Origin of the sequence: Corynebacterium sp. 5QC2CO, from assembly GCF_024580435.1 — a bacterium.
Lineage (GTDB): Bacteria > Actinomycetota > Actinomycetes > Mycobacteriales > Mycobacteriaceae > Corynebacterium > Corynebacterium jeikeium_D.
This window is the reverse complement of the sequence record NZ_JANIKI010000013.1, coordinates 37,794-50,266: the sequence shown is the minus strand read 5'-3', so window position 1 is coordinate 50,266 and position 12,473 is coordinate 37,794. Positions and strand designations below refer to the sequence as shown.

10 protein-coding genes and 1 pseudogene are annotated in these 12,473 nt (G+C 56.7%); 9 read left to right on the top strand and 2 right to left on the bottom strand.

Annotated elements, in window-relative coordinates:
* The first annotated feature begins 470 nt into the window (after window positions 1–470).
* From NQ014_RS09725 to NQ014_RS09705, 5 genes are all read left to right on the top strand, one after another.
* Window positions 471–1,643, top strand: coding sequence for a tyramine oxidase subunit B (locus tag NQ014_RS09725; RefSeq protein WP_257075071.1), 1,173 nt, complete (start codon window positions 471–473; stop codon window positions 1,641–1,643).
* A 72-nt stretch (window positions 1,644–1,715) separates the two neighbouring features.
* Window positions 1,716–3,173, top strand: a complete 1,458-nt coding sequence (gene glnA / locus NQ014_RS09720; RefSeq protein ID WP_257075069.1) for a type I glutamate--ammonia ligase — start codon at window positions 1,716–1,718, stop codon at window positions 3,171–3,173.
* Between the two features lie 160 nt (window positions 3,174–3,333).
* Window positions 3,334–3,528, top strand: a complete 195-nt coding sequence (locus NQ014_RS09715; protein WP_038625912.1) for a PspC domain-containing protein — start codon at window positions 3,334–3,336, stop codon at window positions 3,526–3,528.
* A 51-nt stretch (window positions 3,529–3,579) separates the two neighbouring features.
* On the top strand, window positions 3,580–3,870 hold the full coding sequence (locus NQ014_RS09710; protein WP_070595644.1) for a PspC domain-containing protein: 291 nt from the start codon (window positions 3,580–3,582) through the stop codon (window positions 3,868–3,870).
* Between the two features lie 308 nt (window positions 3,871–4,178).
* Window positions 4,179–4,838, top strand: a complete 660-nt coding sequence (locus NQ014_RS09705) for a YtxH domain-containing protein (RefSeq protein WP_257075066.1) — start codon at window positions 4,179–4,181, stop codon at window positions 4,836–4,838.
* Window positions 4,839–4,940: 102 nt separating this feature from the next.
* On the opposite strand, the gene NQ014_RS09700 is transcribed toward NQ014_RS09705, so the two are convergent.
* Together NQ014_RS09700 and NQ014_RS09695 are read right to left on the bottom strand one after the other, a co-directional pair.
* Window positions 4,941–5,558 (bottom strand): DNA-3-methyladenine glycosylase I, encoded by a 618-nt coding sequence (locus NQ014_RS09700; protein WP_257075065.1) that lies wholly within the window; start codon window positions 5,556–5,558, stop codon window positions 4,941–4,943.
* Between the two features lie 52 nt (window positions 5,559–5,610).
* Window positions 5,611–6,528 (bottom strand): 2-dehydropantoate 2-reductase, encoded by a 918-nt coding sequence (locus NQ014_RS09695; RefSeq protein WP_257075064.1) that lies wholly within the window; start codon window positions 6,526–6,528, stop codon window positions 5,611–5,613.
* Between the two features lie 261 nt (window positions 6,529–6,789).
* Here NQ014_RS09695 and NQ014_RS09690 point away from each other — a divergent pair, with 261 nt between their 5' ends.
* From NQ014_RS09690 to ptsP, 4 genes and pseudogenes are all read left to right on the top strand, one after another.
* Window positions 6,790–8,910, top strand: a complete 2,121-nt coding sequence (locus NQ014_RS09690; protein ID WP_257075063.1) for a glucose PTS transporter subunit IIA — start codon at window positions 6,790–6,792, stop codon at window positions 8,908–8,910.
* A 41-nt stretch (window positions 8,911–8,951) separates the two neighbouring features.
* A pseudogene (locus NQ014_RS09685) lies at window positions 8,952–9,791 on the top strand (PRD domain-containing protein); the annotation flags it as partial.
* 177 nt (window positions 9,792–9,968) lie between these two features.
* Window positions 9,969–10,235 (top strand): HPr family phosphocarrier protein, encoded by a 267-nt coding sequence (locus NQ014_RS09680; RefSeq protein WP_224433282.1) that lies wholly within the window; start codon window positions 9,969–9,971, stop codon window positions 10,233–10,235.
* 88 nt (window positions 10,236–10,323) lie between these two features.
* Window positions 10,324–12,015 (top strand): phosphoenolpyruvate--protein phosphotransferase, encoded by a 1,692-nt coding sequence (gene ptsP, locus NQ014_RS09675; protein ID WP_257075062.1) that lies wholly within the window; start codon window positions 10,324–10,326, stop codon window positions 12,013–12,015.
* Window positions 12,016–12,473: the final 458 nt, after the last annotated feature.

The window sequence follows — 12,473 nt, the reverse complement described above, 5'->3', positions numbered from 1 at the left end:
GATGCGGGGGCGGGGGCGGATGCGGGGGAAGCCGCCAAGAGCGGATGGGGCATGCTGCGAAGGTAGGAGGCCTGGCAATCACGCCCGTTGAACCAGAAATGTGTCGCAGCTTAATGACATGTGACAAAGTTCATAAACATTGATGCGTGGGAGGATAATTCACTCATCGGTAGTCGTTCTCAAAAAGTATCAATTGTGCATGTCGAAGTAGTTATTACGGGCGACTTATTGACGGAAATTGGGCTCTGTCGCTGTGACCGTCGTAAAGCGGAAATGGTGCGCTGAAGACTACATAAACGCCCCTACGCTGTGGTTTTTCCGTATGGTGGTTCGACATACCCCCGGAAAAGGCGACTCGAGAGCCCACGCCGAGGTATTTTGATTGATTCTGGAGAGCATGCATCTGGAATTTCTTAAGCACAGCCGCCACATACGGTGGCCGATGAACATTAAGAAGGATTTGAGCATTCTTGACTAACGACAACGCTGCCAACCCAGAAAACTCAACTCGCATTGATTTTCTCTACCTCAGCGAACCTGACATGGTTGAAGCTGGTGTCACGGATTTCGCCAAGTGCGTTGAGACCATGGAAGAAACCCTGATTCTGCTGGCTGACGGCGACTACCGCATGGCCGGCGCTTCCGCTAACTCCCACGGTGCCCAGATCAACTTCCCGGATAACCCAATCCATGAAGGTATGCCGGCAAATGGCCCTGACCGTCGTTTCATGGCAATGCCCGCTTACCTCGGTGGTCGCTTCAATGGCGCAGGCGTGAAGTGGTACGGCTCCAATGCCGATAACCGCCAGAACGACCTGCCACGTTCGATCCACCTGTTCATTCTCAACGATGCGATTACGGGTGCACCGAAGGCTGTCATGTCGGCAAACCTCCTGTCGGCCTACCGCACCGGCGCTGTTCCGGGTGTCGGCGTCAAGCACCTCGCAGTCGAAGATGCCGAGGTCGTTGGCATCATTGGCCCGGGTGTTATGAGCCGCACCATTCTCGGCTCTGCCATGTCGCAGCGCCCGAGCATCAAGAAGGTTAAGGTCAAGGGCCGCTCCCAGGCTTCGACCCAGAAGGCTGTCGATTGGATTAAGAACGAGTTCCCACAGCTTGAAGAGGTCCGCATCGTCGAGACCGAAGAAGAGGCCATCCGCGACTCCGACATCCTCATCGCCGGCACATCGACTTCCTCCGATGGCCCGTCCGGTTTCCCGTACTTCAAGAAGGAGTACCTGAAGCCCGGCGCGCTGCTGCTCATGCCGGCTGCTGCACGCCTCGACGACGATTTCGTGCGTTCCGACGACTGCAACCTCGTCGTTGACTACACCGGCCTGTACGAAGAGTGGTTCAACGAGAATGGCCCAGACGTGACCTATGAGCGCTTGCTCGGTATTCCGGGTAACCGCTGGTGGGACATGAAGGAAGAGGGCACTCTTCCCGCCGAGAAGCTTGTCAACATTGGCGATATCGCTTCCGGTAAGGCCCCGGGTCGCCAGAACGACGAGGAAATCTTCTGCTACTCCATCGGAGGCATGCCAGTCGAGGACGTCGCCTGGGCCACCGATGTCTATGACAACGCCCTGGCAAAGGGCATCGGCACCAAGCTGAACCTGTGGGATGTTCCGCTGTTGAAGTAATAGTGACCAGTAAGTTCGACAACACGATTAGTAAGCTCAACAAGCTAGACGCGAAGTAGGCGAGTTTTACCAATGGGTAAGTTCAAACCCAGCAGTGACCAGACAACTCCGGAAGGAATCCAACGATACATCCGGGACAATGCCATTCGCTGGGTAGACGTCCAGTTCACCGACGTTCCCGGCATCGAACAGCACCTGACCGTTCCGGTATCCGAGTTTGATGAGGACTCAGCCTATGAGGGCCTCGCCTTCGACGGATCGTCCATTGCGGGTTACACCTCGGTGGATAACTCCGACATGATGCTGCTGCCCGACCTGGACACGGCTTTCATCGACCCGTTCCGCAAGTCGAAGACGCTGAACATGAAGTTCTTCGTCCATGACCCGCACACCCGCGAGCCGTTTAGCCGCGACCCGCGCAATATTGCCCGTAAGGCCGAGAACTACCTGAACGAGCTGGGCTTCGCCGATACCTGTAATTTCGGCGCTGAGGCAGAGTTCTACATCTTCGACTCCGTCCGATACGACTCCACTTCGAACAAGTCATTCCACGAGGTGGACTCGGTTGAGGGCTGGTGGAACTCCGGTGTGAAGGTAAACCCGGACGGATCGCGCAACCTCGGCCACAAGGTACGTACCAAGGGTGGCTACTTCCCTACTGCTCCGTATGACCATATGCAGGATCTTCGTGACGAAATCGGTGAGCACCTGCAGGATGTTGGCTTCCATGTTGAGCGCTCTCACCACGAGATGGGATCGGGTGGCCAGCAGGAGATTAACTACCGTTTCAATACTCTGCTGCACGCCGCCGATGACATGCAGACTTTCAAGTACGTGGTGAAGAACACCGCCAAGTTCAACCAGAAGTCCGCTACCTTCATGCCGAAGCCGTTGGCTGGCGATGGCGGCTCTGGCATGCACATCCACCAGTCGCTGTGGAAGGATGGTAAGCCACTGTTCCACGATGAAAATGGCTACGGTGGCCTGTCGGACATGGCGCGCTACTACATTGGCGGCATCTTGAAGCACGCCGGTGCAGTCTTGGCGTTCACCAACCCGACAATGAACAGTTACCACCGTCTGGTTCCGGGATTCGAGGCTCCCGTTAACTTGGTCTACAGCCAGGAGAACCGCTCGGCTGCCATCCGCATCCCGATTACCGGTGCAAACCCGAAGGCTAAGCGCATCGAGTTCCGTGCTCCGGATCCATCGGGCAACCCGTACTTGGCTTTCACCGCCGCAATGATGGCTGGTCTCGATGGCATCAAGAACCGCATCGAGCCGGGCAAGCCGATTGACAAGGACCTCTACGAGCTGCCGCCAGAGGAACTCAAGGATGTTCCCACCGTCCCGCATTCGCTGGAGGGTGCGCTGAAGGCACTGGAGGAGGACCACGAGTTCCTGCTCGCCGGTGACGTCTTCACAAAGGACCTCATCGACGCGCACATCCGCTACAAGTTCGAGCAGGAGATTATGCCGGCACGTCTGCGCCCGACAACGCAGGAGTTCGAGCTCTACTACGACTGCTAGTACACGCCCGTTAAACTCGCTTGACGACGCCCACACCGCTACCCCACCTAACCGTGTTGGGGTAGCGGTGTTTTTAGCTGGGGCATGCTGTTTTAGTCGGCACATTTAGTAGAGCTAGCACCACTGCGAACTAAACGGATCAGGGCTACCCTTGATAGGTATGAACAACAAGTCACTGACCCGTTCCACTAATAACAAAATGGTTGCCGGTGTGCTCGGTGGGTTCGCTGAGTACTTCAACTGGGATGCGACTTTGCTGCGCGTTATATTTGTCGCGTCTTTCCTGATGCCGGGCCCGCAGTTTCTTCTCTACATTGCAGCATGGATTATCATGCCGAAGGAAACTTACGTATAAGCGCAATCAACCGGAAATACCTAAATATCCATACCTTGGAGTATTTATCTAATGAGCGATGCCGCTCCCGAAAAATCCACCAAGAAAATTTACCGCTCGCGTAATGACCGCCTCCTCGGTGGCGTCCTCGCAGGAATTGCGGAAAGCCAAGGTTGGGATATCACTTTCACACGAATGGTCTACATCATCCTTCCCTGCGTTGGATCGATGCTTGGCTGGAAGATTGGCGCTGGATTCCTCGCTCTTTACCTCTTGGCCTGGTTCGTCCTACCAGATGGTGAGTACACGCTTGACGACGAGGCCCGCGGCTCCAATCCCGCAGGGAAAGAAAATAAGCAATAAATGTCAAGCTTAATAAGATTGATACCTATCCGTTACCCAGAACGTCCTCACCAGCACTATTCCAATTTCGCAGTCACGCAAAATCAGTAACAAATAGTGCACAAAGTGCACAGATTCACGTCATTTGACTTGCGCAAGTCTCAGAATTACCTAATGTTGTTTCTGTACGGCTTTGAAGCCACGCCCTCTTCCGATGCCTGATATTCAAAAGAATTGTCATTTTCTCTTTGAATTTAATTCGGGCAAATAGTGGAAGATGCCGATAATTGAATAGGTAACTTAGTTAGCTCTCAAGAAAGTGGTTTGAAATGCAGAACAAGAAGATGACCCGTATCGCTACCGCAATCGTCGGCTCCGCCGCTCTTCTCGGCGGCCTGGCTGCATGTTCTTCCGATGATGCACAGGATGCTGCTAACAACTCCAAGGATCAGGCTGGCCAGGTAGCAACCGACGCCACTGATAAGGCTGGCGACGCTGCTGACGGCGCCAAGGATAAGGCCGGCGACGCTGCTGATGGCGCCAAGGATAAGGCTGGCGACGCTGCTGACGGTGCTAAGGACAAGGCTAACGAGGCTATGAACGGTCTGGGTCTGGGCGACGCTGCTGGCGAGGATGTGGCAGAAGCTGACCTGCCTGAGTCCATCACCGAGGCAGCTTCTTCCTTCACCTCCCCGTACGGTACTGAAGCTGGCGAGTTCAAGTCCGCCAAGAAGGTCGGCGACGCAGTTGCCGCTGAATACGAGAACGTCACCTTCGTTGAGTCCCCGGAGACCAATGGTGCACAGCCACTGATTGGTAAGATTCGCGAGACCTGGGTCGCCAACGGTGCACTGGAAAACGAGATTGGTCTGCCGACCGCTCCGGAGTCCGAGATTGAAAACGGCTGGGAGCAGCCGTTCACTAAGGACACCATGAAGTGGACTTCTGAGGACGGCCAGAACTACTCCGACTCCTACGAGAACAAGTAGTTCTACGCTGGCCGGTAGATTATGAGCGTGCCTGACGGCACGCTCTTTTTCTTTCCCCCTTAGCTAGTCACGTTCCCCACTCACCTAGTTTCCCCCACTCACCTAGTCAAAAACGCCAGAGGCACCGCGCCGATGTGCGCCAACAATGTTGATATCGACAATCCCCACGGCAGCCATTGATGCAAAGACCGTGGTGGGGCCTACGAACTTAAAACCGGCTTTCTTTAATGCCTTGGCAAGCGCCTTGGACTCTTCGGAGAAGCTGGGAACCTCTTCGATTGAGCGTGGCTCCGGAGACTTCTCCGGTTTAAACGACCACATCAGCTCGGCTAAGCCGCCGTGCTCACGCAGTGCAATAGTCGCCTCGGCGTTATTGATTACTGCGGTTATCTTCCTGCGATTCCGAATGATCTGTTCATCATTCATCAGTCTTTCGACGTCTTCGTCATCGAAATCAGCAACCGCATCGGGGTCGAAGTTCGCGAAGGCTTCCCGAAACGCGGGCCGCTTCTTCAGAACTGTCTCCCACGACAGTCCCGCCTGAAATACTTCCAGGCTGAGCCGTTCGAATAGTCCTTGCTCATCACGCACCGGCATCCCCCACTCGGTATCGTAATAGTCTCTCAGCAGCTCGCTGTGAGCCGCCCACGCCGGTCGAGCCAATTCATCGTCACCGATGATGAGCCCATTGTTTTCCGTGTAGTCCGATCCAATTTTCATCAGTCTTTCCAATCCCCCAATTCCGGTTTGATTTAACTGCGCGCCGCAGCTGTTAATCCTTGTGGTTCTGTTGACGCCCAACCAGAGCGCCATACACCAGATCGAGTGTCGGTGTTTCCACTGACACCTTCTGCCCCATCCGGCGGATTGCGCCAATCTGAGCATCGAGCTCATTGGCAAGGCCTTCGGTGTAGTCACGCTGCATCGACGAGGTGTTGTCGTACCCCTGAGCATCAGTAAAGGCCAAGGTCCGCGACACGATGTCCTCTGGCAGCGCGACACCGCAGGCTCGACCAACTGCTTCAGTTTCTTCAAACATCCGCGTCAAGCTGTCGCGCATTTCCGAACGCAAGTAACCAATCGGGCTATCAGCCAGGGCACCTAGTGCACCGAGGTTAGCCACGAACATCGCTTTTGCCCAGATATCGACCCAGATATCCGGGAGCTGTTCGCCACCGAGCCCAGCCGTGTGCAATGCCTCGATAACTTCCCCGACCAGGTCATTAGTGGAGCCATCGAATGTGCCGATGTTCAGGCTCATCGGTCCTGGGCGGAAGGTAACTTCCGCCGGGCCAGTGTGGATAAAGAAACCGCGGATAACACCCGGGAACATCTTGTCCTCACCGAACCGCCCCGCTGCCAAATAAGGGATTTCCACCGAGTTATGGGTGGTCACAACCGCGGCTCCAGCCGGAACTTGTGGGAAAGGATCGTTGCCCGGCAGCGCCTTGGTTGCCGCAATCACAACATCGACGCCGATGCCATCGGCAGTGAGTTCGTCCCAGTTGTCGGCTGCCTTAACGGGGATAATGCTGCGTTCCCCGTGCTCGTCGATAAGCGTGAGCCCCACCTCACGAAGACGTGCCAGGGTCTCACCGCGGGCGAGAAAGACGACATCATAACCCGCTTGCACAAGGCGACCGCCAAACCAGCCGCCCACAGCTCCTACACCTAAAACTCCAATCCTCATAGCTGCCACCTTACGACTTCCGCGTTGAGCGCGAAGCAAGTTGCATGCGGTTGTCCACAGGCAATCCGGGCTATCCCCAAATGTGAAAATTGGACTTGAATTACTACCTTGTCAAAACTATGTAAAGCGGAGTAGAGTCAGAACTAATAGATATCAACCCAGGGTTGTTACTCTTTTGAGGCAAGACCTGAGGCTCACAGTTTGTGGTGCCTCGGGTCTTTTTGCGTTTAACGGCCCTGTTTACTGTGAAGGAAGGTCACGATGGGGTCGTCAAAAGATTCCAGCGCGAGGGCAATAGTTGAAAACCTCGGTGGACCCGGAAACATCACAAGCATGACGCACTGTGCGACGCGTCTGCGTTTTGAACTCGGTGATGTCTCCAAGATCAACGAGGACAAGATTGACAAGGTGCCGGGCGTACTCGGCGTCGTTCACCAGGGCGACAACCGCTACCAGGTCATCTGTGGCGGTGGTGTCGAGTCGATGTACACGGCAATTAAGCATCTGCCAGAGATGAAGGAGGCGGGCGCGGTCGCCACTAAGTCCGATGCAGACGTAAAGGCAGAAGCCCGCTCGAAGGCACGCGGCAAGTATTCCTGGCTGGATAACTTCTTCGAGTACCTCTCGGATTCGTTCCGCCCAATCCTGGGCGTGCTGCTGGGTGCATCGCTGATCATCGCGATTGCCGCTGTTCTCGATGGTCTGAATATCGTCGACTTCCGCGCTGACGATAAGTCCGCCACCTGGGTTTTCGTCGATGCCATGTGGCGCAGCGTCTTCTACTTCCTGCCAATCATGGTCGCCTACAACGCAGCGAAGAAGCTGCGGGTAGATCCATGGCTGGGCGCGGCCATCATGGCTGCCCTGATGACTCCGGAGTTTATGAGTCTGCAGGATACTGATCGTTTCTCGGACACCGTCAGGACAGTCAACGAGGAACTCGGTACCGAGGCTTTCACCGCCAACATCTTCGGTCTGCCAATGCAGCTCAATGATTATGGTGGACAGGTCTTCGTACCACTAATCATGGTGGCCATCCTGGCAGTGGTCTACCACGGTTTGAAGAAGGTCTTCCCGGAGAATGTGCAGATGGTCTTCGTGCCGTTTATCTCCATGTTGATTATGATTCCGCTGACCGCTTTCCTTATTGGCCCGCTGGGCATCTGGCTTGGTAACGGCATCGGCTCGGGCCTGGCATGGATGAACTCGAACGCACCATTCGTATTCGCAATCCTCATTCCGATGCTCTACCCGTTCCTCGTACCGCTGGGCCTGCACTGGCCACTGAATGCGCTGATGCTGGTCAATATCCAGACTCTCGGCTACGACTTCATCCAAGGCCCAATGGGCGCCTGGAACTTCGCCTGCTTCGGTGCAACTGCCGGTGTGCTGGTTCTTTCCATGCGCGACCACGACACTCAGATGCGCCAGACTGCAACGGGTGCACTCGCTGCCGGTCTTTTCGGCGGTATCTCCGAGCCGTCCCTCTACGGTATTCACCTGCGCTTTAAGAGGATCTACCCGCGTATGCTGCTCGGCTGTTTCGCCGGTGGTCTGACCATTGCGATCCTCTCCGCCCCGTACGGTGGCGTGACCACCAACGCCTTCGTCTTTACCTCTCTGATTACCACTGTCGTGTTCAAGCCAATCTGGGTCTACTTGATCTCCATTGCAGTGGCGTTCTTCGTCGCCATGTTCGCAATCATCCTCACCGACTACCGCACGCCGGAAGAGAAGGCTGAGGCCGAGGCCGCACGCGCCGCAGAGCTTGACGACGAGCCCCGCGACGATACCCCACGCGCTGCCTCAGGTGACTCCGCTTCCGCTCCCGCTGGGACTCCAGGTGAAAGCGGCGCCAACGCCGAGGCTGCCGCACCGGCTGCTGCGGCAGCTGGCGCCGGTGGTGTCGCAACTGCCGTTGATACCAAGCCTGTACAGGTGCAGGCCCCGGTTGCCGGTGAGGTTGTCAGCCTTGCCGAGGCCGGCGACGCGGTCTTTGCCTCCGGTGCTCTCGGTGACGGTGTCGGTATCAAGCCAACCAGTTCTACCGTGGTCGCACCCGTATCGGGCACGTTGATGACTGTGGCAAAGACCGGTCACGCCTTCGGTATTAAGACCGATGACGGTGTAGAGGTACTCGTCCACGTCGGTATCGACACAGTCAAGATGGCCGGTGAAGGCTTCGATGTCCAGGTTTCCAAGAAGCAGCACGTCGAGGCCGGCGATGTACTTGCCGAGGTCGATTTCGACAAGGTCAAGGAAGCTGGTTACCCAACCACGACACTGATGACCATCACCAATACCAAGAAGCTAACCAAGGTTTCCCCGGTCACCGGCATCTCTGTCCAAGCCGGCGACATGGTCATCGAAGTTCAGCCATAATTGATTTCTAGAAGGCATACCGGCCTGAAATCCCTCAACTTATGGAGGAGTTCACGGTTACCGACATGGAAATCCTGAGAGTATTCAATAACAACGTGGTCCTGGCCAAGGACGCGACCGGTGAAAAAATCATCACCGGCCGCGGAATTGGGTTCAAGGCTCGCCCGGGACAGCCGGTTGATTCGAGCAAAGTAGTCCGAATCTTCGTCCCGGCAGAAGGCCGCGATCCGGACCAAATTGCCACGATGCTCACAGAAATTCCGCTGGCTCACATGACTCTTGTGACCGATGCGGTAACCGCAGCCGGCCTGCCGGAATCAATGACGAAGAACGCTTCCCTCCTTGTGGCGTTGGCCGATCACATTGGTTTCGCCATCATGAGGGCAGCTAACGGGCAGCGAGCCGATTACCCGCTGCTCGCGGAAGTCAGCCAACTTTATAGTGAAGAATACGCGCAGGCGCAGGCGATTTTGTCGCATATCAATCGCGCCCTCAATGACCGTCGTATAGCGCCATTGCCCCGCTCAGAAGCGGTGGCAATTACGTTACACCTGGTCAATGCTGGTTTTTCTACGGGCGATTTGAGCTTCACCTACACCATGACGGGCGTGCTGCAGCAGCTGCTCACAATCATTGAAAGTGATTTTGGCATCACGCTGGAGCCAGAGACTGTCAATGTGGGGCGCTTCATCACGCACCTGCGCTACCTGTTCGTCCGGATCGCCAAGCATGAGCAGTTGAAAGACCACTCCTCCGCTATTGGCCAGGCCATCCGTGACTCCGCCCCAGAGGCGTTTCGCTGCGCACAGCGTATCTCCGCAGTCATTGAACTGCGTCTGGGGTCGGGGCTGACGGAAGACGAAGTTTCCTACCTCACCCTGCATATTGCACGCATTGTGCAGGCAGCGGCTGTATCTCCCACCGCCTCCAGGGTTTCCCGGAGCGTGCGCGACGTTGATGCTAAGCAAGCACCAGCGGGCGGCGCACCAGCGGTGGGGTGTACAGGCACTGTGCCGGAGTCAGAGAATTTCACATATTCGACCCGAAAGGATTCAACCATGATTACTCGTACCGCTACCATCGGTTCCTCCGTAGGCCTGCACGCTCGCCCAGCTTCCCTGTTCACTCAGGCTGCTGCTGAGTACGACTACGACATTGTCATTTCCCTTGACGACGAAGAGGCCGATGCCGCCTCGATCCTGGAGGTCATGACCCTCGGTGCTAAGCACGGCGACGAAGTCACGCTGAGCTGCGAGGACGACTCCGCAGCTGCAGCTCTGGACGAGCTTGCTGCCATGCTCGAGCGCGACCTTGATGCCGAGTAAGCCCAGCTAGAACGCTCCTGGATAACACCACGGCACACCACGACCGACGAGTATCCCCGCAGAGGTCCCGAAAAGGAGATCGGAAGCAATGAACGAGCAGCACACTGTCATCTATGGCATCGGTGTCTCGACCGGTACGGCCAGCGCTGAAGTAGTAAAAGTACTCCCCGCTCCGGGAGTTGATACCAAAGAGCCGTCGTCGACCGATCCCGTCGCCGATGGTGAGCGCGTCCGCGCAGCGATGGCCAACGTCGCAGAGTCGCTGAAGAAGCAGGCTGAGCACTCCAGCCCGCAGGCACGTCCAATTCTGGAGGCCACGGCGCAACTGGCTTCCGATAGGGCGCTCGCCAAGGCCGTGGTGAAGAAACTCAAGGCGGGCTCCGGCATCACCCAGGCCGTTCACGATGCCGTTGAGGACTACGCGCAGCTCCTAACCAGTCTCGGTGGCTACATGGCTGAACGTGTCACCGACCTCTACGATGTTCGCGACCGCACAATTTGCGAGCTGCGTGGCCTGCCAAAACCGGGCGTCCCGGATGTCTCCACCCCAACTATTCTGCTTGCCGACGATCTCGCGCCCGCCGAAACCGTGGGTCTTGACCCCGAGTTGGTCGTAGGCATTGCCACCGCCGGTGGCGGGCCGACCAGCCACACGGCTATCCTCGCAGCACAGCTGGGCATTCCGGCCGTCGTTAAGGCGAAGGGCGTCATGGAACTTGAGGCCGGTACCTTCGTCGCCATTGACGGTGGTGCAGGTGAGGTAATTGCGAATCCGACCGCCGATGAGGTCGCCGCGTTGGAAGAGCGCGCTCGACGCCGGGAAGCAGCCCTAGCGCAGTCTGTGGGCGCAGGCAAGACCGCTGATGGTTACCCGGTGAATCTGCTGGCCAACATTGGTACAGCGGAAGATGGTGAGTCTGCAGCAGCGCAGGATAATGAGGGCACCGGCCTGTTCCGTACTGAGTTCCTTTTCCTCGACCGCGACAAGGCTCCGAGTTTGGAAGAACAAACGGAAACCTACACTCGTGTGCTGAAGGCATTCGGTGAGCGACGCGTGGTTGTGCGCACACTGGATGCGGGTGCGGATAAGCCACTGAGCTTTGCCGACCTAGGCGAGGAAGAAAACCCGGCGCTGGGGCGCCGCGGACTGCGCCTGTCGCAGGCTCGGGAAGATTTGCTGGATACGCAGCTGGATGCACTCGCCGCTGCGTTTGACGCCACCGGCCGTAAGGCTGACCTGCGGGTTATGGCTCCGATGATCGCAACGGTCGAAGAAACAAAGTGGTTTGCAGACAAGGCACGGGAGCGTGGCCTGCCGAAGGTCGGCATCATGATTGAGGTCCCCGCAGCAGCGATTCGCGCGAAGCAGCTGCTGTCCATTGTGGACTTTGCCTCCATTGGTACTAACGACTTGTCGCAGTACACTATGGCAGCCGACCGTATGCAGGGGGCTCTGGCGGATCTGCTTTCCCCGTGGCAACCAGCGGTACTGCAAATGATTAAGTCCGCATGCAAGGGCGGCAATGCTACCGGCAAGCCGATTAGTGTCTGCGGTGAAGCCGGCGGTGACCCGCTGCTGGCACTGGTCCTGGTGGGTCTCGGCGTGAGCTCGCTGTCCATGGCTGCCAAGAAGGTGCCGGCCGTCCGCGCCGCTCTCCGCCTCCACGACCGCGCTACTTGCCAGCAGATGGCAGCGTACGCTGTCGATGCCGAGACTGCGGCTGATGCGAAGGCCGCAGTGACCGCGCTGGTGAATCCGAAGGTGAAGGATCTGCTGTAGAGCGACGGAATCAATACTGAGCCTGGTGCGCACACGCTGTCAGCGTAAATGTGTGTGTCAGGCTCTTTCTTTTTGTCCGCTGCCCCATCACAGGCAGAAAGTTTTCTGGGAAACTCCTTGATTTTCCCTCTCTGGAACGCCCCATTAGGATAAATAGAGTACCTTCGTCGGCACCACCAACGCCGTCGAAGCCCCTTAATAATTCAAAAAGACGGCTCATACAAGCCGCAACTTAATTCACGCATCAGGCTCCACCCAGCCCGTGAAAATTCACAATTTCACATTAAAAGTGTCAGTTTTCGACATCGTGGCCTTTCATCTACATGGGCACACGAACTGCAATTGCGCTGCTGTAACGGGCGTTTGCGCCACCGCAGCACCGGCAACAACGGCGTCGCCACAGCAGCATGCAGCATCGCCCTTGACCTTACGGGCGACACTATTTTAGAAAGAACACA